Genomic DNA, 23,882 nt, shown 5'->3' with positions numbered 1-23,882 from the left:
AATGCTTTTCATTCACGACACCTTCGTGGTCATCGGCGCTCATCAGTTTGACTTCGAAGACGCTGTCCGCGAAGGCTATGCGACGGAGGTCGCCGACGACGACACCCGGTTTCTGTCGTATCTACACGCGGTACACGGCTCATCAGAGGGATACCTCGTCACGATGCTGACAGCGGTGCGCAATGGTGCCGCGCTCGACCGTCTTGCTCAGCGCATGCGCTACGGCGATCTGGCAGCATATGCCACCCAGATCGCGGCGTTGCGATATCGCTGTCACAGCAGCCTGCTGGTGCGCGCTGAATGGATCGACGCGCCAGAACTCGAGCTTGCTGACATTCCGGTGGCAGACGTCGACCACGACACGGCACTTTTCCGCGAAGACATTCTCGAAGGGCCCGGGATCAACGAGGCACTCTCACAGATGATGACCGCTGATCAATTCCACGACGGCAACGACGTACTCACCTTCGACACTGCGTTTCAGCCGGCGCTGGAAACCGATACCGCGGCGCGCGTTCTCTACCGAATCAACGATGCGCACGCGCTCACCAACGCATGGCGTACCGACGTCGGCTGGGACGACTGGTCTGGGTCGTTGACACCTCAGCTACCCGACGGGGTGCACTCCTGTGGTCGGTATCTGCGGTCGGCTCGGTGGTCGCCGCTGCCATGAGAAACCGATTTTGGAGGCAACAGCCATGATATCCGCTCGCGACCGCTTGGTCGGACTCGTGTCCGAACCGAAATTTCACGAGATTCCCCGCTCGGAGCTCGAACCCTTATGGCTTGACGCTGCAAACGAGGCGCTCGCGTTGAAAAGGACACACGTCCCCGTTCTGTCTCGTTTGGCGCAAGACAAGGGCGTCAACGAGATTCGGCGCCTTGATGATCTCGTTCCCTTGCTCTTCGCCCACTCGAACTACAAGTCCTACTCGGACTCGTTCATCTCCAAACGCCGGTGGGACCTGATGAGTCGCTGGCTGGACACCCTATCGGCGACGCGCGTAGCAGCGTTCGACGCAGATGATTTGAAGGATTCCGATGATTGGCTGGATCGGCTGAAGGACAACGGTCACCATGTGACGGTCACGAGCGGCACCAGCGGCAAGAACTCGTTCCTCCCGGCGACAGCATTCGATCGGGACTTCTCCCTGCTCAACTTCGACCACGAGATGCTGCGCTCCTACGGCGAACCGAGAAACGACCGCGTTGTCGTCATTCTCGGTCCGCAGGACGGACCCCATCGTTCCGTGCGGCACTTCCGCCGCCTTGCCGAGACCATGGGCCGGCCGGACGCCGTCTTCTATCTTTCCGAGGAGCGTTTGCGGCTCAGCGATATGAGTAGGCTCGCGCGGCTGCGTGCGGCGATCGGCTCGGGCAAGGCGAAACCCAGCGAGATTGCGGCATTTCAGCAGGAAAGCGCGGCCCGCCAGGAAGCGATGTCGATGCGCCTGGAGATCATCGTCGACAGGATCCTGGAATACCGCCATGACCCGATGATCATCCTCGGTCCTTGGGCCCAGATGTGGACGATCGTCGAGTTGGCCAGAGCGCGCGGTGCAACGGCGGGCGATTTCCATCCAAATACGAGGGTGGCAGCTGGTGGCGGCACCAAGGGCGCGGATCTGCCCGCCGACTATCAAGAGCAGATTCTGGGGTTCTTCGGAATGAGTGCCGCCGATCTACCCAACGCTTATGGCATGTCCGAACTCTCGGCGCCGTTCGCCGGCATCGACCGTGCGTACCGCCCACCACCGTGGGTCATTCCCTTGCTATTGGATGACAGTGGCCAGAACTTGATCCACCAGGATAGGAGCACCGCCGAGGGGCGCTTCGCCTTCTTGGACCTGGCCGTCGACGGGCGCTGGGGAGGCGTCATCACCGGCGACCGGGTTACTGCGGACTTCAGCACGCCGAACATCAGCATCGCGCTCGACAGCATCACGCGGTACAGCACCGCCGAAGGCGGCGATGACCGACTCACCTGCGCCGGCACGATCGACACCTACGTCCGAGGGATCATGGAATGACCGTGACACGGATGGCCGTCCCCCATGTGGTCCGCGGCCAGGTGCGCCGGCCGTCTGACGGCTCAGATTGCACCGACTACGGTGATTTCACCACCCCGCCAATCGATCTGGATGAACTCATCTGGCCGAGGTCAGAGCCGGGCCCGGCTTTCGAGATGCCGTTGGTCGAGATTGTCGAGTTCCTCACCGAACTCGGCAATCGCCTCGATCTGGACACCAACCCGCACCTCCAGGAGGCCCTGGCTGCGAGTGTGGCATGCAGCTCGCTGGGGGCACGAATCCTCGAACAAGGCTACCGCGGACTCAAATACGCCTTCCAACCCGACGAAATGTGGTTCACCGTCGACCAAGAGGTCGGCCGCGAGTGGCTGGACGGCTGGAAGCCGGTCACCGATCTCCACGGAAAAGTGCGGCGAGTGCGCGCGTTTCCGCCGCGAATGGTGCACATTCTCGCCGGTAACGCGCCAGGCGTCACCGCCGCCACCATTCTGCGCGGCGCTCTGACGAAGGGCGTGCACCTGCTCAAGTTGCCGTCCAATGACCTATTCACCGGCACCGCCATCCTGCGGACCATGGCCGAACTCGACCCGAACCACCCTGTGACGCAGTCATTTTCCTGTGTTTACTGGCGCGGAGGAGACCCTGTCATCGAGGGAGCGCTGTTCCGATCACAGTATTTCGATCGGATCTCCGCGTGGGGCGGTGATGCGGCGATCCAGAACGCCATCAAATATGTCGCCCCGGGATTCGACCTGGTCTCGTTCGATCCCAAGGTGTCGATTTCTCTACTGGGACGCGAGGCTTTAGCCAGTAGCGAAACGATCCAGGAATCGGCTAGCGCCGCAGCCATCGACGCCAGCCTATTCAATCAAGAGGTTTGTGCGGCAAGTAGATTCATCTACGCCGAGGGCACCGGTGCGGAACTGGCCGAGTGGTGCGACGTGCTCGCGCAGCAGCTCGCACGTGAACGCGATCTGGCCGATGCCGTCGTTCCCACCCCACTGCCAGCCGAAGTCCGCGCGGAGATCCAGGTGCTCGCCACCATGTCCGACATGTGCGACGTGTTCGGCGTGGATGACGGTTCCGGTCTGGTGATATTGACCGACGATCCCGTCGAATTCCACCCGTCGGCCAAGACTGTGAACGTCGTGGCCGTATCTTCGCTCGAGGATGCCTTCGACTACGTCAACGTCGCCACCCAGACTATCGGAATCTATCCTCCGGAACGAGGTGCTGGGCTGCGCGACGGATTAGCCGCCCGCGGTATGCAACGACTTGTCCCCATGGGAGCGGTCATCGACGTCGCGCCCGGCTTCCCCCACGACGGTTTCTACCCATTGCACCGCTTCGTGAAATGGCTCGTCGATGACTGTTGATCGGGACACGAAAATGAACCTCCTTCAGGGGAAATCTGTTGTCATCACCGGCGCTGGCTCAGGAATAGGACTTGCGTCGGCGCTGCTGTTCGCACGCGAAGGAGCGCGCGTGGTGTGCGCCGACATCCGCAGCCAGTGGGCCGAGCATGCTGTGCGCGCTGTGACGGAGGGCGGCGGAACTGCAGTCCCTCTCACATGCGACGTGTCCAACGCCGCAGACGTCGATGCCGCGGTCAGAAAGGCGGTGGTCGAGTTCGGCCGGCTCGATGTCATGTTCAACAACGCCGGCATTGCCTCCAACCGGGTGGGTCAACCCTTCGAAGAACACACTTCCGCCGATGTTGAACGCCTCTTTGCGGTCAACGGACGCGGCGTTTTCCACGGGTGCCGCGCAGCCGTTGTTCAGTTCAAGAAGCAGGGCGACGGCGGCGTCATCGTCAACACCGGATCGATCGCAGGCATCGTCGGGTGGGGCAGTGTCGTTTACGGCTCCATCAAGGCAATGGTCATCCAGTTGACCCGCGCATTGGCCGCCGAGGCTGCCCCACATGGCATTCGGGTCAACTGCGTATGCCCCGGTGCGGTGCTTACCAACTTCGGCAGGTCCGATGAGGATGCATTCACCGAACTCGAACCTGAGTTGCTCGACATGGCCAAAACCCTGCATCCGCTCGGTCGTCTCATCACCGCCGAGGACTGCGCGTCGGCGGCGTTGTATCTCGCCTCGGACATGTCCGCCAATGTGACCGGCCTCGCGTTACCGGTCGACGGCGGCTATCTCACCAAGTGACCGCGCTACTGAGAAAGGACAGTCCGTGACGTCGTCCTATTACGAAGCCAAGGCGCCCATCAAAGTCGGCTATTTGATGGACATCATCATTCCCGACGACTGGCCGCAGGGACTGAAGACCGACGTCGTCGCACCGGCGGAACTTGCGTTCAAGAGAGCCTACGAGAGCGGTCTGATCGACCGCCCCGTCGACCTTGTGATCCGCGAGGTCGACGGGATGCCCAAGGGCACGGTGAAGGCCGTCATCGACGCCTACGGAGAGCTTGTCGAGGAGGGCTGCCTTGCCGTCATCGGACCGTCGATCGTCGACAATGCGGTGCCGACCAAGCTCGAGATCGAAAAGCGCTTTCATGTGCCATCGGTCAGCATGTGCGCATCTGAGGAGTTCCTCGGCGAGTGGACCTTTTCGCTGCCGATGGGCTCGCATGTGGAAGAACCGGTGTTCTGGGCCAGACTCATTCGCAAGGGCGGCCATAAGGAAGTCGGGGTTCTCGTCGAGCAGTCTTTGATGGGCGAGCTCTACTACAAGAATTTCGTTCGGGCCGCTGCGCGGGAGGACATACAGATCACGGCGGTCGAACGTTTACCCCAGACGTTTGCCGACAGCTCTGCGGCAGTCAAGCGCCTCTATGACGCGCAGGTGCCCGCCCTGGTTCATTGCGGCTTCTTCTTTCCAATGATCATGAGCTGGCAGTCTTTCGAAGAGTTGCAGTGGGATCCGCCCCGGTACATGCCGACGTCGTTCCAGAATTCGTGGATCAACGAACATATCTGGCGAGCGGTCCAGGGGTGGACGGGGATGGACCAGTGGGACCCGGCGAACACGGTCGCCCAGGCGATGCTCGATGACTACGAGAAGGCGTATGGTCGCCGCCCGCAGTACTGTATTCCGCCCCAGGTTTACGACATCGCCAACGTCATCGCGCACGCGCTGGGCGATACTCATCCGCTGACACCTCTGGCGACGAAGGAAGCAATCGAGCGGGTCAAGATGCTGCCCGCGACATGTGGATCGCCCGGCACCTGTATCACTTTCGGAAAGTGGATGCACCGCGGGTGGGTCGGCAGCGGCTTCCTCGTTGCCAATCAGCTCGATCCAGAGGGCATCAAGACCGACCTCACGCCCACCAAACTCGTCGCCAGATTCGACGAGGTGTTAGGGCAATGAACTATCGAGTCATCCAGTGGGGCACCGGCAATGTCGGCAGGCATGCGCTGCGCACTATTGTGGAGCGCCCCGACTTCGAGTTGGTCGGCGTGCGTGTCTACAACCCCGACAAGGTCGGCACGGATGCCGGCGACTTGATAGGTGGGCAACCGGCTACGGGGGTGGCGGCCACCGATGATGTCGATACGATCCTCGCGCTCGATGCTGACTGCGTCTGTTACACCGCGCTCGGCTCGACGCTCGAGGAACGCGGTGGCCCGCTAGACGACATCTGCCGACTACTCGCGTCGGGCAAGAATGTCGTTTCCAGCGCCGTCGAGTTCCATGCGTACTTCCCGCCAGGGCTAGCGCTCAAGGGCGCGGGTGACGCTCATGAACGCCTAGAGCGCGCGTGCGCGGAGGGCAACTCGACGTTCTTCCATGTCGGCATCAATCCCGGTTTCGCCATGGATATTTGGCCGTTGCACATGACCAGGCTCTGCGCGCGAATCGACCACCTTCATGTGATCGAAGTCGTCGACATGACGCGGTATCCCTCGTTCCACATGGTTCGAGAGATCATGGGTTTCGGACTTGCACCTGACGCGCCTAGCGCGATCGACGCCCATATGGGCGATGTTCACCAGTCGCCGTTCTACCTGTCGATGCGCATGATCGCCGACGGCCTAAAGGTCGAACTTGGTGATGTTGAGTATTCCCGCGAGGTCGCCGTCACCGACGAACCGATCTCCATTGCCGCTGGCGAGATCCCCGCTGGAACTGTCGCTGCAGTGAAGTTCAACTATCGTGGATTCGTCAACGGGCGGCCGGCGATCACGCTTGAGTGGATCTGGCGGATCACCGATTCTGTTGCGCCCGAATGGCCCACCGGCGACAGTCGCTGGATTTTGCGTGTCGATGGCAATCCGTCGATCGATTCCACGATCAACGTCGCCACGACAGAAGACGCCGGGCGCGGAACGTCTATCGCGGTAGCAACGCTGTTGCTCAACGCTGTACCAATCGTCTGCGAAGCCGCTCCAGGGATATTGGATAACCTGACCCTCCCATCGCACGGTGGCGGCTATTTCCTTCCCTGAAGTCCTCCACTCGAAATGACGGTCGCCCGCGATGAGCGCGCGGCGTTGCTTACCAGCATGCGCGAGATGGGACCTGGTGCACCAACTCTGTGCGCCGGCTGGACAGTCCGCGATCTGCTGCGCATCTGCTCGCCCGTGAGAACCGGATCGACCATCTACCTGGCATCGCGAAGCCACATTTCTCAAACCGGACCGCGCGGATTGAAGCCGACATCCGCGCTTCAACCGACTGGCGAGCGATGTTGACACGGCTTTCCGCTGGGCCGCCTAACCATTCGCCGTTCAAATGGCTCGATTCGGTCGCCAACATTCATGAGACGTTTGTACATCACGAAGACATTCGGCGGGCAACGGACGGCTGCCGTGCTAGGCGCCAGGCTTAGGGGCTAGCTTGCGATTGGGCTGGACGGCGGTTCTCGGCGGTGTCGTCGACCGGGACATACGTGATGAACAGCTCAGCTATCCCTCGCAACACGAATGGCATTTCGTAGGAGTATGCGCGAGATTCTGCCGGGCCGTGACGCGCATCGTCGACGGAGATGTCATGCATGCGATCGAGGATTCGGTTCAGCGCGATCTTCGCCTCGGCCCGAGCCAACGGGGCACCTGGACAGCTATGGGCGCCGCGTCCGAATGCAAGATGCTCACGGACGTTGGGCCGGTCGAGTTTACAAGTGCTCGGATCCTCGAACTTCCGCCCGTCTCTGTTGCTCGCTCCTGGCAGCAGCATGAGCGTCGTGCCCGCCTTGATCGGGCACCCGCCGATCTCTGTCGACTGGCGGGCCAGGCGGAAGTGAGTCTTTACGGGGCTCTCCAGCCGCAGTGTTTCCTCAAGGAAGTTCGGAATAAGTGAGCGATTTGCTCGGACCCGGTCCTGCAGGTCCTTGTCCTCTGCAAGATTGCGGATCGCCGCGCTCAACAATTTGGTCGTGGTTTCCAGCCCAGCGGCGAACACAAGAGTTGCCAGCTTCACCACGTCATCGACAGCGGGCGTGTCGCCCTCGGGGTACTTGGCCGCCGCGAGCTGTGAAAGCACATCGTTTTGAGGTACTTCTCGACGGTGTCGGATGTAGTCGGCAAACGTTGACTCGATCCACATCAGCGGATTATGCATCGTGTCGTCCGAGATCCCTTCGACCAAGCCCGGTTCCAGCGATGCGCAAAGCGACGCATGGTCCTCAACCGGTACCCCGAGGAGGTCGGCGATCACCAAGAGTGTGAAGGGCTTCGCGAATTCCCCGACAAACTCGCACTTTCCCGCTTCGACGACGAGATCGAGCCGCTCGTCAGCGAGGCGCCACATGAACTCCTCGTTCTCGCTGAGGCGTTTAGGAGTGATCAGCCTGCTCAACAACCCGCGGGATCGGGTGTGTTCGGGGGCATCCATGTTGGTTATGTGGTCAGCCAACGGGATTTGGCCGCGAAATTCCTCCAGTTGCTCGCTGATGTCGTCGCCCTCGGGTTCGAAGGGCAACGGAGCAAACGGCCCCACCACGGAATTACAGGCTGACAGTGCCGGGCTCTTGTAGGCGCTCAACGCTTCCTGGTACCCGGTGATGACGGTCACGCCGGGAACGGCGCCCGGCAGGATCGGGCTCCTCTCGCGCAGAAGATCGAAAAAGGGATAGGGGTCGGTTCGAATCCCTTCATCGGTGAAGTAGTCGATTCCGTCGTAGCCCGTCACTGTGCCCCTTCTTCTCGCCCTCGCGCCACCCGACGTACGGATGCGATTCTCCGGACGGCAGTTGCCGCCAGTGCCAAACTCACCAGCGGTTCGTCCGTCGGCCTATGCCGCTCGTTGACGACAGTAGCCACCCAGGAATACAAACCTTTGGTTTTTTCAACCTTAGAGGGCGCACGCGCGTTGCGTCAATGATTTGACCGCGGAGATCATTGGGCGCTGTGCGCGGGCATTCTGCCAGCTCAAAGGCCCGAACTCACTCAGCCGATTCCGCTTCAAATGAATGGCGGCCCCACGTCGACGCTGCCGAAACCAAATTCTTGATCGCAGCCCACAACAGGCCCCTACGCCGGTGCCGGGAAGCTAGATAACCGCCCCCGTGGGCGGGCAATCGAAGATTGTTCAGCAGCCCGGGCTCCGCCGCGCACACGGTGGGAATCGAATTGAGACCGGTTGTCGACACCAACAGCGACACAGACCGCCCTGAATCAAAGGTTGTCGCTGGTTGGATCCTCGATCTGATGTGCGGGTCGCCGGCAATGTCGTGGACCCAAAGGCCCTCGCCCTTAGGCCAATCGTGAGCCACATCGTCGGTCAGCCGCCACACCCACTCCAGATGTATGGCGACGCGGCCTTTGACGATGCCCTCGAGGTGGAATTTCATCGCGGCGATAGTCCCGACTTCCACAGTGCCGATGGCGATCTCGAAGGGCTTTTCGGCCAGCCGGCGTCCAGTGTGAGGATCGCCTCACTGTCGTCAGTCGCCGTTACGCCGACGGATGCCATATCGACGAAATCGCCTGCCTCAACACCGACTTTGGCCGGGTCGTACACGCGCAACCCGACAAGGTCGAGATCAGGGCGTTCGATGATCATTCTCAACGCATGCCGACCCACGTTTGCCTGTGCCCCACTCCGCTACCCGATAGGTCATCGCGATCGGCCATCCTTTCCGGCGACTGCGCCAGACACCTAATACTTGTTTACCATCAGGTCAAGTGGGTCGATTCTCAATACGTCTCGCTGTTGAGGTCGCGCACATCCGCGAGCGGACCCCAAAGTGGTTGGCGGCACGCTGAACTCCTGGCCGATTCAAGTTGTCGCTGTCGGGAACTGACGTGCTATCGGTCTACACGGCTCTAGTCGAGGTCGGCCTCGTTAGGCCGGTGCGAACGAGTAGTTGATCTAGCGTCGTCATCACCGGATTGTTACTGCGAAGCGGCGCACCGGCGGCCCGCTGACAGTTGTTGCGGCACAGCACTATGTACTGTGTAGCGCATTTCGTATCGGGCACAAACGACCGTTGCTGCAACCTCGACCGGTCAGCCGAACGTGTACGTGAGTGTCGTGCGAAACCGGCCTAGTTTGGTCTATCCAATTCGCCGACAATCGTTTCCGCGAGTTCAGACAGCGGTGTGCTCAGTGGCCTCAGGACCCGCTCGTTCCTACGCCCCGTGATCACCCAGTCGAGTCCATCCGTAGAGACCGTGATGGTCACGACGGCATGGTCGGCGTCGTCGATCACCTCGATCACTGCACCACCTTTGTCGCTTACGTCCACCCGCCGAGCGACGTAACCGTAGTTGCGCAACAGAGCCATTTGAATGTTGTAAACATGCTCGCGCCTGATGTGTTGCATTGCCCAGTTCCTCTCCGGGGGCAAACTCCATGCACAACCGTACGGTTCGAGGATCCGCCACGAAGATGAGAATCGTGCATAACCCAACTAGACGTGTCGCCGCCCGCGAGCGACTTCAAGGCCCTATGACTGTGCCGCTGGCGCCCGCCCTACTTGATGGTGTAGCCCCCGTCGATGACCAGATCAGCGCCGTTGACCATCGCTGCGGCGTCGGACGCCAAATACACTGCGGCCGCAGCGATCTCGTCCGGATAGGCGAACCGTCCGGTCGGGATCAGCTTTTTGAGCGCCTCGCCGTGCGGGCCGTCCCACGCCTTGCGGCCGAGTTCGGTGAGCACCACCGTCGGCGAGATGGTGTTGACGCGCACACCGCGCGGGCCCCATTCGGCGGCCAGCACCTTCGACACCCCCACCACACCGAACTTCGACGCACAGTAGGCCACATGCTGGTCGAGCGCGACGGAGGCGGCCTGCGAGGCCATATTCACGATCACCCCGCCGCCCGCCTCGAGCATCGACCTGCCCACCGCCTGACACATCAAAAAGGTGCCCTTGAGATTCACGTCGATGGTGGCGTCCCACGCCTTCACCGACAGCTCCTCGGCCGCAGCAAGCTGCACCACACCTGCGCTGTTCACCAGGATTTCGACCCGCCCGAACACGTCCAGCACCGCGTCGAGGGTGCCGCGCACCGAATCGGGATCGGCGACGTCGCAATAGAACCCGCGACTTTCGGTGGGCAGACCACTGGCCGTCTTGGCCGCAGCGGTCTCATTGAGGTCGACGACCGCGATGCGGGCCCCCTTGGTGGCGTAGCCCGCGGCAATCGCCGCCCCGATGCCGGCGGCCCCACCGGTCACAAGGGCGGTCTTGCCGTCCAGCCGGAAGTCGAAATCGACTCTGCCTGCTGAGATTTCCGAGGTCACGGCTGGCTCTGGCCCGGGATGCCCTCGTAGGCGATGTCACCGGATTCGAGGTTCTTGTTGGTCAGCTCGGTCAGGCCGGCCAGGAACTGCTGGCGTTCGGTCACCACGTGCTGGATCGCGACGTCGACGTTGTCCTTGGTGATTGCAGGCATGACGTAGACCGGCTCCGTGTTCACCTGCTCGCCCTTGGCGAGCCGGTTGGCGACCGCGAGACCGGCGGCCAGTTCGACGGTGCCATTCTGCAGTGAGGTGCCGATGAATTCACCGCTCTTGACCGCGTTGAGGCCGTCTTCGATGCCGTCGATTCCGACGATAGGTACGTCAGTGCGGCCGGATTCCTTGAGCGCCTGCAGCGCGCCGAGGCCCATGTCGTCGTTCTGCGCCACGACACCGTTGATCTGTGGTCCGAAGCCTGAGATCCAGTTCTTCATCTTGTTTACGGCCTCGTCGCGCTTCCAGTTCGCGGTGTCCTTGGCCAGCACCTTGATATCGGGGTACTTGGCCAGCACCTGCTCGATGCCCTTGCTGCGATCGAGTTCGCCCGACTGCCCCAACGGCCCCTGCAGAATCACGATGTTGCCGCGGCCGCCGAGCCGGTCGGCCATCATCTGCATCTCTTGCGCGCCGGCCGCCACGTCATCCGGCTGTACGTTGCCTGCGACGTCCTTGCTGTTGAGTGAGGCGTTGACGGGCACCAGCGGGATGCCCTTGTCCTTGGCGGCGGCCACCTGCGGTCCGAGCGAATCCGCCTGGACCGGAACGACGATGATGGCGTCGACGCCCTGGTTGATCATCGAGTCGACCTGGCTGGCCTGCGTCGACACGTCGAGATTGGCTGAGTTCCATACTAATTCGATGTTGTTGTCCTTGGCGTAGGCATCCATCCCCTCCTTGCCCGCGGTGATGAACGAGCTCATGTCGTAGACAGTCACCCCGATTCGGGTGGTGCCGTTGTTGGCTTCGGTGTCACCGGCGCCGCAAGCCGTGAGGCCGACAGTGAGGGCGCCGACCGCGGCGACGGCGCCGATCTTGGTTGCGAGTTTCATGTGATGGTTCTCTTTCTCTGTGTGGAATCGGCGGTTCTGACGGTTCGAGGAGTTCAAGTGCCCGTTCGGCGGCGCGACGACCAGACGTCGACGGCGACTGCCGCCACGATCAGCACGCCCTTGATGACGTCCTGCCAGTAGGCGGGGACGACGAGGATGTCCAGGCCGTTGTTGAGGGTCTGGATCATCAGCAGGCCCAGCGCGGTGCCCCAGATGGTGCCCCGCCCGCCCATCAGGCTGGCCCCGCCGATCACCACCGCGGCGATGGCGTCGAGTTCATAGCCCTGCCCGAGGTTCGGCGGTCCGGAGATGACGCGGGAGGCGAGCATCACCCCGGATAGGCCGGCCAGCAGGCCGGAGATGGCGTAGACACTGAACAGCATGTTCTTGGTGTTGATGCCGGCGATCTCGGCGGCGTTGCGGTTGCCGCCGACCGCGTAGACCCGCATGCCGTAGGTGGTGCGTTTCATCACCACAGCCAGCGCGATGATGCCGACGATCATCAACAGCACCGGGATCTGCAGGCCGAGGATTTTGGTGTTGGCGATCGACCCGAATTCGGCCGGCAGCCCGTTGATCGGTGCGCCGCCGCCGATCACGTAGGCGATACCCGACCCCGCGGTCAGTGTGCCCAGTGTGGCGATGAACGGCGGAACGTTGATGCGCGACACCAGGATTCCGTTGATGCAGCCCACCGCGAGGCCGACCATCATGGCGACAAGGACGGTCAGCCACACCTGTCCGGGGTTGGCCTTGGCGGTGGCCGCCCCTGCCATCGCCGACGCCGCGATGACGCTGCCGACCGACAGGTCGATGCCGCCTGTAAGAATCACCAAGGTCTGCCCGAGCGCGATCAGCGCGAACGGTGCGGCCGCAACCAGAATGGTGACGAGGTTGTCGACGGTGCCGAATCGCGCACTGCGGTAACTGAAGTAGGCGATGACGAGCAGCATCACCAGCACCATCGCGTAGCGCAGCGCCAAGCCGGCGAACCACTCGCGGGAGAACAGCCGCACCGGCTCGCCTGTTGCCGGCGACGCCACGTTGCGAGTCCGCGCGGACGCGGTCTCTTCGCCGTCGAGCTGGGTGGTCACGATGCAGCCTCCTGATCTGTGTCGGCCGGCACGCGGGTTGATGTGGCATCCAGGGCGGTGGCCAGCCGGAAGACGGATTCCTGGACCGCAGGGTGGTCCAGCGCGTCGCGGTCGAGTTCGCCGACCAGCACGCCGGCGCGCATGACGAACGCGCGATGCGACAGCCCGACAACCTCGGGCATGTCCGACGACGCCATCACCACCGCCATGCCGTTCGCGGCGAATTCGGTGATGATGCGGTAGATCTCGCTGCGGGCACCGACGTCGACTCCACGGGTTGGTTCGTCGAGGAGCAGTACTTTGACGTCACCGGTCAGCCACCGCGCCAGCACCACCTTCTGCTGGTTGCCACCGGAGAGCGTGCCGACTTCCTGGCCGAGCCCGCTGCTGCGCAGGCGCACCGCTGACATCACATCCGAAACCGCTGTGCTGCGGGCCTTTCCGCGCAGCCATCCGGCAAGGGAGAACGACGACAGGCGCGGCAGCGAGCCGTTGTCGAGGACGCTCATCGACAAGACAACTCCGTTGACTTTGCGATCCTCAGGCACCATCGCCATGCCTGCGGTTATCGCGGCGGCAGGCTGGTTGCGCTTGACCGGCCTGCCGTGCACCAGCACCGATCCGGCAGTGCTGCGCCGCGCGCCGAAAATCGCCTCGAGCAGTTCGGTTCGGCCCGCGCCGACAAGCCCGGCCAGCCCCACGATCTCGCCGGCACGCACCAAGAACGACACTGGGCCGGAGGCGCCGGCGACCTGTAGGTCACGCACCTCGAGGACGGTGTCAGTGCCGGGCTGCGGGCGCTGTGGGAACAGCGCGTCGAGTTCGCGGCCGATCATCGCGGTCACGATCTCGTCGTCAGACACCTCGGCGATCGGACTGTCCAGGATCAGTCCGCCGTCGCGAAGCACCAGTACGCGGTCGGCGATGGCGCGGATCTCGGCCATCTTGTGCGTGGTGTACACCATCGCCACGCCCTGGTCACGCAGGCGGCGCACGATGCGGTAGAGACCCTCGACCTCTCGTTCGGAGATCGCCGACGTCGGCTCGTCGAGCATCATGACGCGGGCGCCGGTGCGGGCGGCCTTGACGATCTCGACGATCTGTCGAAGCCCGACGGGCAGGCTGCCCATTCGCGCGGTCGGCGAGATGGCGACGTCGAACAGCCCCAGCGTCTGCCTGGCCTCGGCGATCATCGCACGCCGGTTCAAAAACGGTCCCCGGCGCAGTTCCCGTCCCACGAACAGGTTTTCATAGACCGTCATGTCCTCGATGGAGGCTAGCTCCTGTGGGACGATGGCCACCCCGTGACGGACCGCGTCGCGTGGATTCCCAGGTGTCAGAATGCTGTCGCGCACCGATACGGTGCCGTCGTCGGCGCTGTACTGCCCGCTGATGATCTTCATCAACGTGGACTTGCCAGCGCCGTTCTCACCGGCCAGCGCGGTCACCGTTCCTGGTTCGAGGCGCAAGGTGACGGCGTTGAGTATCGGCACACCGCCGAAACTCTTTGAGATGCCGGAGCATTCGAGCAGTGTCTCGGCCATCGTCATTTTGCGGTGGAATGCGTGGCCGGCTCGTAGTTTCCGATCGCCTCGACCTTGCCTGCAGACGCGCTTTGCGGATCGAACTCGTAGTTCAGCCATTCGCGGGCCAGCCGCCTGGCCAGTTCGAGCCCGATCACCCGCTGCCCGAAGCACAGCACTTGAGCGTTGTTGGACAGCACCGAGCGCTCCACCGAGAAGCTGTCGTGGGCGGTGACCGCGCGGATACCCGGCACCTTATTGGCGCTGATCGCCACCCCAAGGCCCGTGCCGCACACCAGAAGTGCCCGATCGGCCTTGCCTTCGATCACCAGACGAGCGGCCGCCACCGCGACGTGCGGATAGGCGGTGTTCTCGTCGGCACCGACGCCGACATCGGTGAGTTCGGCGACTCTGGGGTCTGCGGCCAGATCCCCCTTCAGGGCCTCCTTGTACTCGTAGCCGGCGTCGTCAGAACCGACGACTATCCGCAAGGCCATCAGGTATCTCCTTGTGTGGTGAGCGTGAAGCAGTCGGCGACGGTGCGCATGCACATCGCCAGCGACGTCGCGCCGGCGTCTGGTGTACCGACGCTGCGCTCGGCGAGCGGCCGGGCCCGCCCGACCTTGGGACGCAGGTCCGCCGTCGAGCGTGCCGCGTCCACGGCGACGTCGGCGGCCGACCGCCACGCCTGTTGCCACGGTTCGCCGTCGGCCACCCTGCGTTCGAGTTCCTCGACGAAAGGAAGCAAGGCGTCCAGCATCGTCTTGTCACCGGGGGCCGCTCCGCCGAGCCGGATCAGCGCGTCGTATCCGTCGCGCATGGCCGCGGCGATGGTGGCTGCGTCCGGCCGGCCGGTGTCTCCGAGCCGGGCGCCGAGGGCGTTGAGCAACACGCCCCACAGGACGCCAGATGTGCCGCCTGCCTTGGCTGCCCACTCCTTGCCTGCCGCGGTCAGCACCGAGCCCTGACCCGCGCCCTGATCGGCCGCCTCAGCGGCGGCCCTGTAAGCGGCGGACGAACCTTTCACCATCCCGCGACCGTGGTCGCCGTCCCCGGCGATCGCGTCGATGCGGCCGAGTTCCTCTTCGGCGTCGGCCAGCATCGCCGCCATCGATTCCAACGCGCGGGCGACGAGCCTGCCGCCGCTGCGGCCGTCCTCATCGGCAAGCTGCGCCGGATGCGGTGCGGCCGTGACGGTCTCGGTCTGCGCATGCACGCGCTTCTCACCGGTCTGCCGACTGGCCGAGATGGCGCCCTTACGATATGCCGGGGTGTCTGCCGGTGCGGCCCAATATCTTTCAAGCTCGTCGTCCAGCCACATCACAGTCAGCGAGCAGCCGGCCATGTCCAGGCTGGTGACGAGCTCGCCCACTTCGGGCTCCACGATTTCGTAGCCCGCGTTGCGCAGCAGCCGCGCCACCTCACCCCACACGACGAACAGTTCTTCGTACTTGGTGCGGCCAAGTCCGTTCAGGATCACCGCGATTCGTTGTGACGGCGTATCCGGACGGTCGCCGAGCACTCCATCGACCAGCGTTGCGGCAAGACCCGCCGCGGTCGGCATCTTCTCCTCGGCCACACCGGGTTCTCCGTGGATGCCGAGACCGACGCCCATCACGCCTTCGGGCACTGTGAACAGGGGCTGGTCGGCGCCGGGCAGCGTGCAACCGTCGAATGCCACCCCGAGTGTGCGGGTCGCGGTGTTGGCCGCTTCGGCCACCCGCGCCACCCCGGCGAGGTCCAGCCCGTCCTCGGCAGCGGCGCTGGCGCACTTGAAGACCGTGAAATCACCAGCAATGCCACGCCTTTTCGCTTCCTCGCCCTTCGGGGCGCTGGCGACGTCGTCGGTGACGGCGAAGTAGCGTGCATCGATGCCCTCGCTGCGCAGTTGGGTGACCGCCAGACCGAAGTTCATCACGTCGCCCGCGTAGTTTCCGGTCGTCAGGAGCGCCCCGGCATCGCTGTGTGCCGCCCGAGCCACGGAGGCGGCCTCCTCCGCCGAGGGTGACGTGAAGATGTTGCCGACGACGGCGCCGTCGGCGAATCCGGGACCGACGGTTCCGCAGAACGCCGGGTAATGCCCGGACCCGCCGCCGATCACCACGGCGACCTTGCCGGGTGGGGTCTTGTGCACGCGCACCACGCCGCCGGGCACACCGGTCACGTAGGCGGCGTTGGCGTCGAGGAAGCCGGCGAGCATGTCCTCCGTGAACCGCGCGGGATCGTTGAACAGCTTGGTCATCGGAGCCGTTGCCCCGATTCGACGTCGAACAGGTACACCCGCTCGGGCGCAGCCGTCACCACCACCCGCTGCTCCGGTTCGTAACTGTCGGCGGCCGGGGTCTGCACGACGATGCCTTCCTCGACACCGGCGGCAGTGCTGGTCGCCAAGCCGAACTCGAGCAGGTGCTCGAAGTACGCGACGGTCGTGGTGATGCCTTTTGAGGGATCGACGGTGATCGCGCAATCCTGCGGCCGGATGCCGACGTTGACACGCGTTCCGTCGGGCACATTGGTGACGACGGTGTCCAGACTCCCTGCATTGGAACCGATCTCGACCCGCACACGGCCGGCCTCGACCCTCGCCACACCGCGCAGGATGTTTATCTGAGGTTCCCCGACGAACTGCGCGACGAACAGGTTGGCCGGGTCGTCGAACACCTCGTCAGGGGTGCCGAACTGCTGCACGACACCGGCGTCCATCACCGCGAGCCGGTCGGCCAGCGACAATGCCTCGACCTGGTCGTGCGTGACGACGATCGTGGTGTAGCCGAATTCGCGCTGCAGGACCTTGAGTTCACGACGTACCCGCTGACGTGCCGACGCGTCGAGGTGGCTGAGCGGTTCGTCTAGCAGGAGCACCGGCGGATTGCGCACCAGTGCGCGGGCCAGTGCCACCCGTTGCTTCTGGCCGCTGGACAATCCGGCAGGCCGCAGTTCCAGCATGTCGTCCATTTCCAGCCGGCGGCTCAGCGACGCCACCATCTGCTCGGCGCCCTTGACCTTGCGTGCCTTCAGGCCGTACAGCAGGTTCTCGCGAACGGACATCGGTGGGTAGAGCGCATAGCTTTCGAAACCGACGCCGATGCCCCGCTTGGCCGCAGGCAGGGCAGAGATCTCCCGGTCACCGATGCGGATGGAACCGCTTGTCACCGTTTCCAATCCGGCGATCATTCGCAACGTGGTGGTCTTGCCGCAGCCGGACGGGCCCAACAGGGCCACCAGTTCGCCCGCGTTGATCGACAGGTCAATGCCGTTGACCGCGGGCACGTCTTCCCTGCCGTGGTACACCTTGACCAGGTTGGTCAGGGTGAGGCTCTGTGCGGTCTGGGGTGCACCGTTCGAGCGATGGCTGCGTGAACGAGTCGTCGTCATGCTCACTGTGCTGCCTCCAATGCGGACTCGCGATCAAGCCGTGGGGTGTCACCGTCGCCTGCGGCGAAGACGTGGATGTCGGAATCCGCGATCGTCATTACGATCTGCGCGCCCTCCTCGACGCCTTCGCGCCCCGAAGCCAGCACGATCAGTTGAGCACCACCGACGTCGACGGTGAGCTCCACGTTGCGGCCAAGGCGTTCGGCCAGAACCACCCTGCCGCGCATCCCCGACCCGTTGGTGTGAGCACCTACGACGTGAATATCGCAGGGCCGCAGACCCACTCGCACCAGGTCGCCGCGCCCGCACGGCGTGCCCGTAGGGATTGCGACGTCGAACGTGCCGTCGCCGAGCCGGATCCTGCCGTCATCGACGACGCCGTCGAGGATGTTGATCTCCGGTTGGCCGAGCGCGCGAGCAACGAAGGTGTCGGCGGGCCGCCGCCAGATCTCCTGCGGCGTTCCGATCTGGATCAATCTGCCCTCCCGCATGACGGCGATGCGGTCACCGAGCGCTAGTGCCTCCTGGTAGTCATGTGTGACGTAGAGGGTGGTGGTGTTCGACATCGCGCCGAGTTGTTTGAGTTCGGCCCGCATCGCCGCCCGCAGCTTTGCATCGAGGTGGCTGAGCGGTTCGTCGAGCAGGTAGATGTCGGCGGGTCTGACAAGGACCCGGCCCAGCGCCACTCGCTGCCGCTGCCCGTTCGACAGCTCGCGCGGAAATCGCTTGAGCAGCTGGTTGATTCCCAGCGTGGTGGTGACCTGATCGATGCGCTCGGCACGTTGTTGCTCCGAGTAGTTACCGGTGCGGCCGGATTTCAGCGGCGACGCCAGGTTCTCGCTCACCGTCTTCTGCGGGTAGAGCGCGTAACTCTCGAACGCCATCGCGACGTTGCGGTGGTAGGGCTCGACGTTGGTGACGTCGTTGCCGCCGATGCTCACCGATCCGCCGTCGATGTCGATCAGGCCGGCGATCGACTTCAGCGTCGTGGTCTTGCCTGCGCCGCTGGGACCGAGGATGACGAAGAATTCACCGTCGGCGATGTCGACCGAGATTCCGTCGACGGCTCGGATCTTTTTGGAAGTCGTGCCGAACGTCTTGTGCAGGTCCGAAATCGTGACCGTAGCCATCAGGCCTTCACCGCCCCAAATGACAGGCCCCGTACCAGGTAGCGCTGAATGGTCAGCGCCAGGATCAGGGGCGGAAGCGCGGCTATGATCGCCGCCGCGGCGGTGAGGTTGTAGTACGCCTGACCGCCGCCACCAAGGAACTTCGTGATGGCCACCGTCACCGTGCCGGCATTGGTATCGGCAAGGATCAGCGGGAACACGTAGTTGTTCCAGGCGAAGATGAAGGCCAGCAGGGCCGCGGCGGCGATACCCGGCCGCACGATCGGCAGCGCGACCATCAAGAACGCGCGCTTGCGGGTGTAGCCGTCAAGCAGCGCGGCCTGCTCGAGATCTTCCGGAAGATCCTGGAAATACGACCGAAGGATCCAGACCACCAGCGGCATCGTGACAAGCTGCAACACCCAGATCATGCCGACCTTGGTGTCGAACAGCCCAATCTGGTTGTAGATCACGAACAACGGGACGATCACCATCAGCTCGGGCGCGAACCGGAACGACAGCATCTGGAACATCAGGTCGTTGCTGCCCCGGTACTGCCATCGTCCGGCGGCGTATGCCGCGGGGATGCCGATCACAAGCGAGACGATCACCGCGCCACCGCAGTTGATCAGACTGGTCAGCAGCGACGCCTTGAAGTCGACGCTCGTCATCTCGGTGCCCTTGCTGGACAGCACCGTCGCAAAGTTCGACCAGGTGGGGCTGAACTGAAAGTACGTCGTGGTCTGTTGCTCGGCGTTCTTCAGTGCGAGCAGCACCATCCAGACGATCGGGAACAAGGAGAAGACGAACCAAAAGATCAGCCCGACGTCTGCGGTCACCGACCCGACGGAGAACCGCCTCTGCCCCGGAAGTTGTTCGCGGTTGGTCATTTTCAGTGCCATGATTTACGACTCCGCTCCGGCAGCGCGGCGCTGCGCTTTTCCGAGCACGCTCACCAGGTAGCGCGCGGTGATGAAGACGATGATCCAGAGCAGCAACATGTAGGTGCTGCCGCGGGAGTAGTCGAGGTTGATGATCGAGTCCTCGAAAGCGCCGATCTGCAGCGTTCTGGTGGCCACGCCCGGGCCGCCGGCGGTGAGGACGTAGATGTGGTCGAACACCTTGAGGTTGTCCATGAACCGGAAGATGACGGCAACCAGGATGTACGGCCACAACATCGGCAGCATCAGCTTGCGGAACATGTAGAACCAACTCGCGCCGTCGACCTCGGACGCCTCGAACGGTTCCTTGGGCAGTGACCGGATACCTGCGAGCACCAGAATCGCGACGAACGGCGTGAAGATCCAGACATCGACCAGGATGACCGACCAAAGGGCGGTGGTGCCTGACAGCCAGTCGAAAGTGCTGCCCAACCCGAGGACGTGATTGAGGATGCCGAACTGCGGGTTGAACATCAGCTTCCAGATCACACCGGCGATCACCGGTGCGATCATCAGCGGCACGATCAGCACTCGCTCGAAGAGCTTGCCGATGATGCTGGAGCGGTTGAGCAACAGTGCAAGTCCGACACCGAGCATGGTCTCGACGGCGGTCGCCACCACGGCGAAGATCCCGGTGATGGACACGCTCTGCCAGAAGATCTGGTCTCCGAGAACGGATGTGAAGTTCTCGAACCACACGAAGTGCGGATCGGGATTCACCGCCGCGTAGTTGAGAAATGCGTAGTACGCGCCAACCACAAACGGATACAGAATCCCGATGACGATCACCAATGCCGGGATGGACAGGAGATAGGGCCGCAACTTGCGGCGCCAGGTCGGGACTTGTGGGAGCGAGCGGACGGTCGACTCAGCGCGCTTTTCGGTAGATACCGGTGCCTTGGGTGTCTGCGTTGTCATGTGGCTGGCTCCTACAGGTTGACCTTGGAGGTATTTGTCTTCGCCAGGCTTCGCAGGCGTGACGCCGCGTCGTCACCGCCATAGATGTCCTGCAGAGCGACCGCCCAATCCTTGGTGGTGTCGAAGAACTTCTTCTGCGGTGTGAATTGGATCTTCGACGAGCCGATCACCGTCTCGAACGCTTCGAGGTAGCCCGGTTGGCTGGCTGCGACCCGCTTGAACGTGGTGTCGAACACCGACTTTCGGACCGGGTCGGCGTACGTGCCGCCCTCGACGGCCTTGTTCAGCGAGTCCTTGCCGGTCGCCCACTGGATGAACAGCCATGCCGCGAGCTTCTTGCGGGAGTTGGCGTTCATCGCCCAGCTCCAGGTCCACAGGTTGGTCTTGTAGTTGCCGTCGGCTCCGGCCGGGCCTGCGTACCACCCGAGATTGCCAGCCTCTGCGCTGGCACCGGGCTGGTTCTTCGGATAGGTGGCACTGTCGGCGTCGTACACCATCATCGCTTTACCGTCGCCAAGATCGCCTGTGGCGTTGGGATATTCGTAGGCAGTCCACGACGTCGGGCCGGCCTTATGCTGCATCTCGATCCACTTGCGGGTGAAATCGACCGCCTTGTCGCTGTCCATCTCGCCGACGAGTTCAGACCCGTTGAACGTGTAATCCACCGCGCCCTCGCGGACATACTGGGTCATGAAGCCGGGGTGGATCGTCGCCCACGACTTGGAGCCGCGGGTGGCGATGCCGTACCGGTTTTCGGAGCGGTCGGTGAGATCGATCGCCAGCTGGATGAAGTCGTCGAACCGATCCGGCAGCTTCTTGATGCCACGCTGATCGAAGTAGGCCTTGTTGTAGGCGACCACGTTGTTCTCGAAACCCCATGGGATCGCCCATTGTCCACCGCTACCAAGAGGGTTGCCTGCGGTGAAATCCCAACGAGTGGATGTGCGTAACCCCTCGAAGATGTCCTCGAAGTCGTAATCTGGCCCAGTCGCAGCGGAGTTCTGCAGCCACGGGTTGAGGTCTTCGATCCAGCCGGCCGGTCCGTACTGCCAGATGAAGTACGCGCCCAGCATGAACGCGTCGTGTTTTCCGGTGCCGCCGGCCAGTTCGGTGTTCAGCTTGGTGAAGTAGTCGGCCTCGGGCACCAGGTCGACGTTGACGTTGATCCCGGTGAGTTCGGTGAACTCGCGAAGCAGGGGTTGGTACGACTTCTGGTAGGGATGCGGGGTCTGCAACACGTTGATCGTGGTACCGGAGGCCTTCTTCCAGTCGAAGCCACCGGTGACCTCGTTGGCCCCGTTCGGGGCGCTGGCCTTGCCACCGACGCCGCAGGAGCTCAGGATCGGAACGCTGGCAGCGGCTGCCCCGGCAAGTCCCAACGCCGCCAACATGTTCCGCCGCGACATCGGCTGCCCGGAGAATCGCTCTCGACTCATTTGAGGCCCTTCGCTCGCACTATCGGGATCAAGCAGGAATCAGGGAGACCTTCACCGATTCCTTACCGCTGGCCACCAGGTCGAGGCCCTTCTGGAATTCGGTCAGCGGCAACTGGTGTGTGCAGATGCTGTCCATCGGCAGAACGCCGGATTCGATCATCTTGATCGCGGCCGGCCAGCAGTGCGGCCCCAGATGGGCGCCGAGTACATCGAGTTCCTTGTCGTCGCTGATGATGCTCCAGTCGACGGTGGCGTCGCTACCGAAAACGCCGTACTCGACGTACCGGCCAAGCTTGCGTAACAGGTTGAGCCCCTGCGGAACCGCCGAGGGATGGCCGGTGCCCTCGAGATAGACGTCGGCGCCGTAACCACCTGTCAGGTCCTTGATCACGGCGACGGCGTCCTGCTCGGCGATGTTGATCGTGATGTCGGCGCCGCAGGCCTCGGCGAGCTTCAGTTTCTCGGGTGCCATGTCCAGCGCAATGACGTGCATCGGACTCTTGGCCCTTGCGCCGGCGACCATGCCCAGCCCGATCGGTCCGCAGCCGGCCACCACGACGGTGTCCTCGAACGTGATCTGCGCCCGCTCGACAGCGTGCAGCGAGCATGACAACGGTTCGGCGAAGGCCGCGTGGTGCGGTGCGATGTCGCTAGAGACCTTGTGCACCAACGCTTCCGCCGGATACACCATATAGCTGGCCATTGCCCCCGGAGTGCGCCGCTTGAAGCCGTACAGATCATGGGGCTGGCACATGTGGTACTGGCCTCGCTTACAGAACCGGCACTCCCAGCACGGGACGATCTGCTCGGATACCACCCGATCCCCTACCGCGATGCCCCACCGCTCGGCGGCTACGTCGTCGAGTTCGACCACGCGCCCGACGAACTCGTGACCGGGGATCACCATCGTCTCCGCCCACGCCGGGCGGCTTTCATCGCCCCAGAACTTGGCCGCGCCGTGATAGCACTTCAGGTCGCTGGCGCAGATGCCGACGGCCTCGACCTTGACCAGAGCCTGGCCAGGCCGGCGCTGCGGCACTGCCACTTCCTCGAGTCGGTAGTCGTGCGGCCCATGACAAACGACCGCCTGCATCTTCTCGGGAATCTGGTCGGGCATCTGCGGCTCCTCTCGCTCTCGCGCCCCGGCTGCTCACCGGCTGGTCACATCGCGATATCGGTGTGGTTGCAGTCACACTAAATCAGGCTATGCACATATGTCCAGAACAAATGTTCATAGAAATTTGGCCGCGAACAGATGTTCAGTGTCATACTCGTCACGTGCCCAGGCCCGCACAGCCAGCCAATCCAGCCGACGTCGATGGCTCCGCGCCCGACGCCGACGCCGGCCATTTTTCAGCCTCGCTGCTGTATGCGGCGGCAAAGCTCTACTACGGCGAGGACGCGACCCAGGCCGAGGTGGCAGGCCAGTTGAGCACCAGCCGGGCAACCGTCAGCCGGCTGCTTGCGGAGGCCAAACGGCGCGGCATTGTGCGCATCGAGGTAGTGCCACCTGCCGAGGTCGCGTCGGGCGATATCGCTGCCCGATTGACGCGCGCCCTGTCGCTGACGACCGTGTACCTCAGCCATCCGTTGCCGAATCCCGGACCCGGTCGGACGGTCCTCGACGTGATGGGCGGAGCCCTCGCACCTGCCGTCGGTCGCGCGTTGTCGGCGGCCGGCCTACTCCCTGGCGACGTTCTGTTGGTGTCGTCGGGGCGCACCGTTTACGAGGTCGCGCAGTACGACCTTGT

22 protein-coding genes are annotated in these 23,882 nt (G+C 63.4%); 7 read left to right on the top strand and 15 right to left on the bottom strand.

From position 1 onward, the window contains the following. Position 1: 1 nt before the first annotated feature. The 6 genes from VFH65_RS23115 (at position 2) to VFH65_RS23090 (ending at position 6,443) form a co-directional block, all read left to right on the top strand. Positions 2-673 (top strand): hypothetical protein, encoded by a 672-nt coding sequence (locus VFH65_RS23115; RefSeq protein WP_353324570.1) that lies wholly within the window; start codon positions 2-4, stop codon positions 671-673. Continuing rightward, positions 630-2,030 carry a hypothetical protein gene (locus tag VFH65_RS23110; protein WP_353324569.1) on the top strand — a complete coding sequence of 467 codons (1,401 nt, stop codon included), beginning with the start codon at positions 630-632 and terminating at the stop codon, positions 2,028-2,030. The genes VFH65_RS23115 and VFH65_RS23110 overlap by 44 nt, the downstream gene beginning before the upstream one ends. Continuing rightward, the gene (locus VFH65_RS23105) at positions 2,027-3,406 is read left to right on the top strand and encodes an acyl-CoA reductase (RefSeq protein WP_353324568.1); all 1,380 of its coding nucleotides are present in this window, start codon (positions 2,027-2,029) and stop codon (positions 3,404-3,406) included. Before VFH65_RS23110 ends, VFH65_RS23105 begins: the two co-directional genes overlap by 4 nt. Continuing rightward, complete coding sequence (locus tag VFH65_RS23100) at positions 3,396-4,196, top strand: SDR family NAD(P)-dependent oxidoreductase (RefSeq protein ID WP_353324566.1); 801 nt, start codon at positions 3,396-3,398, stop codon at positions 4,194-4,196. The genes VFH65_RS23105 and VFH65_RS23100 overlap by 11 nt, the downstream gene beginning before the upstream one ends. A gap of 76 nt (positions 4,197-4,272) precedes the next feature. Further along, positions 4,273-5,364: an ABC transporter substrate-binding protein gene (locus VFH65_RS23095; protein ID WP_353324605.1), complete on the top strand. Its 1,092-nt coding sequence runs from the start codon at positions 4,273-4,275 to the stop codon at positions 5,362-5,364. Between the two features lie 161 nt (positions 5,365-5,525). Then, positions 5,526-6,443 carry a hypothetical protein gene (locus tag VFH65_RS23090; protein ID WP_353324564.1) on the top strand — a complete coding sequence of 306 codons (918 nt, stop codon included), beginning with the start codon at positions 5,526-5,528 and terminating at the stop codon, positions 6,441-6,443. Between the two features lie 379 nt (positions 6,444-6,822). Here VFH65_RS23090 and VFH65_RS23085 read toward each other — a convergent pair whose 3' ends face one another. From VFH65_RS23085 to eltD, 15 genes are all read right to left on the bottom strand, one after another. Then, positions 6,823-8,127 (bottom strand): cytochrome P450, encoded by a 1,305-nt coding sequence (locus VFH65_RS23085; protein ID WP_353324562.1) that lies wholly within the window; start codon positions 8,125-8,127, stop codon positions 6,823-6,825. 657 nt (positions 8,128-8,784) lie between these two features. Further along, positions 8,785-9,000 carry a hypothetical protein gene (locus VFH65_RS23080; RefSeq protein WP_353324561.1) on the bottom strand — a complete coding sequence of 72 codons (216 nt, stop codon included), beginning with the start codon at positions 8,998-9,000 and terminating at the stop codon, positions 8,785-8,787. Between the two features lie 484 nt (positions 9,001-9,484). Beyond that, entirely contained in the window at positions 9,485-9,724 is a 240-nt protein-coding gene (locus VFH65_RS23075) for a hypothetical protein (RefSeq protein ID WP_353324559.1), read from the bottom strand. A gap of 188 nt (positions 9,725-9,912) precedes the next feature. Continuing rightward, positions 9,913-10,677 (bottom strand): SDR family oxidoreductase, encoded by a 765-nt coding sequence (locus VFH65_RS23070; RefSeq protein WP_353324603.1) that lies wholly within the window; start codon positions 10,675-10,677, stop codon positions 9,913-9,915. A gap of 8 nt (positions 10,678-10,685) precedes the next feature. Next, positions 10,686-11,735, bottom strand: coding sequence for a sugar ABC transporter xylitol/D-threitol-binding protein ThpA (gene thpA / locus VFH65_RS23065; RefSeq protein ID WP_353324558.1), 1,050 nt, complete (start codon positions 11,733-11,735; stop codon positions 10,686-10,688). Between the two features lie 53 nt (positions 11,736-11,788). After that, complete coding sequence (locus tag VFH65_RS23060; protein ID WP_353324556.1) at positions 11,789-12,829, bottom strand: ABC transporter permease; 1,041 nt, start codon at positions 12,827-12,829, stop codon at positions 11,789-11,791. After that, positions 12,826-14,373: a sugar ABC transporter ATP-binding protein gene (locus VFH65_RS23055; RefSeq protein ID WP_353324555.1), complete on the bottom strand. Its 1,548-nt coding sequence runs from the start codon at positions 14,371-14,373 to the stop codon at positions 12,826-12,828. Before VFH65_RS23055 ends, VFH65_RS23060 begins: the two co-directional genes overlap by 4 nt. 2 nt (positions 14,374-14,375) lie before the next feature. After that, the gene (locus tag VFH65_RS23050) at positions 14,376-14,849 is read right to left on the bottom strand and encodes a ribose-5-phosphate isomerase (protein WP_353324553.1); all 474 of its coding nucleotides are present in this window, start codon (positions 14,847-14,849) and stop codon (positions 14,376-14,378) included. Beyond that, positions 14,849-16,594: a D-erythrulose 4-kinase gene (derK, locus tag VFH65_RS23045; protein ID WP_353324551.1), complete on the bottom strand. Its 1,746-nt coding sequence runs from the start codon at positions 16,592-16,594 to the stop codon at positions 14,849-14,851. The genes VFH65_RS23050 and derK overlap by 1 nt, the downstream gene beginning before the upstream one ends. Further along, entirely contained in the window at positions 16,591-17,727 is a 1,137-nt protein-coding gene (locus tag VFH65_RS23040) for an ABC transporter ATP-binding protein (protein WP_353324550.1), read from the bottom strand. The genes derK and VFH65_RS23040 overlap by 4 nt, the downstream gene beginning before the upstream one ends. A gap of 2 nt (positions 17,728-17,729) precedes the next feature. Continuing rightward, positions 17,730-18,857, bottom strand: coding sequence for an ABC transporter ATP-binding protein (locus VFH65_RS23035; RefSeq protein WP_353324548.1), 1,128 nt, complete (start codon positions 18,855-18,857; stop codon positions 17,730-17,732). After that, positions 18,857-19,726, bottom strand: coding sequence for a carbohydrate ABC transporter permease (locus VFH65_RS23030; RefSeq protein WP_353324602.1), 870 nt, complete (start codon positions 19,724-19,726; stop codon positions 18,857-18,859). The genes VFH65_RS23035 and VFH65_RS23030 overlap by 1 nt, the downstream gene beginning before the upstream one ends. Before the next feature lie 15 nt (positions 19,727-19,741). Then, positions 19,742-20,695: a carbohydrate ABC transporter permease gene (locus tag VFH65_RS23025; RefSeq protein WP_353324546.1), complete on the bottom strand. Its 954-nt coding sequence runs from the start codon at positions 20,693-20,695 to the stop codon at positions 19,742-19,744. Positions 20,696-20,706: 11 nt separating this feature from the next. Further along, positions 20,707-22,131, bottom strand: a complete 1,425-nt coding sequence (locus VFH65_RS23020) for an extracellular solute-binding protein (RefSeq protein ID WP_353324545.1) — start codon at positions 22,129-22,131, stop codon at positions 20,707-20,709. 28 nt (positions 22,132-22,159) lie between these two features. Next, a complete protein-coding gene (gene eltD / locus VFH65_RS23015; protein ID WP_353324544.1) occupies positions 22,160-23,248 on the bottom strand; it encodes an erythritol/L-threitol dehyrogenase in 1,089 nt (362 codons plus the stop codon). A gap of 161 nt (positions 23,249-23,409) precedes the next feature. Between eltD and VFH65_RS23010 the strand changes: the two genes are divergently transcribed. Beyond that, a partial coding sequence (locus VFH65_RS23010; RefSeq protein ID WP_353324542.1) for a sigma factor-like helix-turn-helix DNA-binding protein occupies positions 23,410-23,882 on the top strand: 473 nt, incomplete at its 3' end.

The sequence above is a fragment of the Mycobacterium sp. genome (genome assembly GCF_035697385.1).
Taxonomy (GTDB): Bacteria; Actinomycetota; Actinomycetes; order Mycobacteriales; family Mycobacteriaceae; genus Mycobacterium.
Note: the sequence above shows the minus strand (reverse complement) of the source record. Positions and strands in the feature narration are given on the sequence as shown.

Coding starts and splice junctions, on each gene's coding strand:
- VFH65_RS23115 (WP_353324570.1), top strand. CDS start 2: ATGCTTTTCATTCACGACACCTTCGTGGTCATCGGCGCTCATCAGTTT.
- VFH65_RS23105 (WP_353324568.1), top strand. CDS start 2,027: ATGACCGTGACACGGATGGCCGTCCCCCATGTGGTCCGCGGCCAGGTG.
- VFH65_RS23100 (WP_353324566.1), top strand. CDS start 3,396: ATGACTGTTGATCGGGACACGAAAATGAACCTCCTTCAGGGGAAATCT.
- VFH65_RS23095 (WP_353324605.1), top strand. CDS start 4,273: ATGGACATCATCATTCCCGACGACTGGCCGCAGGGACTGAAGACCGAC.
- VFH65_RS23080 (WP_353324561.1), bottom strand. CDS start 9,000: ATGATCATCGAACGCCCTGATCTCGACCTTGTCGGGTTGCGCGTGTAC.
- VFH65_RS23075 (WP_353324559.1), bottom strand. CDS start 9,724: ATGGCTCTGTTGCGCAACTACGGTTACGTCGCTCGGCGGGTGGACGTA.
- thpA (WP_353324558.1), bottom strand. CDS start 11,735: ATGAAACTCGCAACCAAGATCGGCGCCGTCGCCGCGGTCGGCGCCCTC.
- VFH65_RS23055 (WP_353324555.1), bottom strand. CDS start 14,373: ATGGCCGAGACACTGCTCGAATGCTCCGGCATCTCAAAGAGTTTCGGC.
- VFH65_RS23050 (WP_353324553.1), bottom strand. CDS start 14,849: ATGGCCTTGCGGATAGTCGTCGGTTCTGACGACGCCGGCTACGAGTAC.
- derK (WP_353324551.1), bottom strand. CDS start 16,594: ATGACCAAGCTGTTCAACGATCCCGCGCGGTTCACGGAGGACATGCTC.
- VFH65_RS23040 (WP_353324550.1), bottom strand. CDS start 17,727: ATGACGACGACTCGTTCACGCAGCCATCGCTCGAACGGTGCACCCCAG.
- VFH65_RS23035 (WP_353324548.1), bottom strand. CDS start 18,857: ATGGCTACGGTCACGATTTCGGACCTGCACAAGACGTTCGGCACGACT.
- VFH65_RS23030 (WP_353324602.1), bottom strand. CDS start 19,726: ATGACCAACCGCGAACAACTTCCGGGGCAGAGGCGGTTCTCCGTCGGG.
- VFH65_RS23025 (WP_353324546.1), bottom strand. CDS start 20,695: ATGACAACGCAGACACCCAAGGCACCGGTATCTACCGAAAAGCGCGCT.
- VFH65_RS23020 (WP_353324545.1), bottom strand. CDS start 22,131: ATGAGTCGAGAGCGATTCTCCGGGCAGCCGATGTCGCGGCGGAACATG.
- eltD (WP_353324544.1), bottom strand. CDS start 23,248: ATGCCCGACCAGATTCCCGAGAAGATGCAGGCGGTCGTTTGTCATGGG.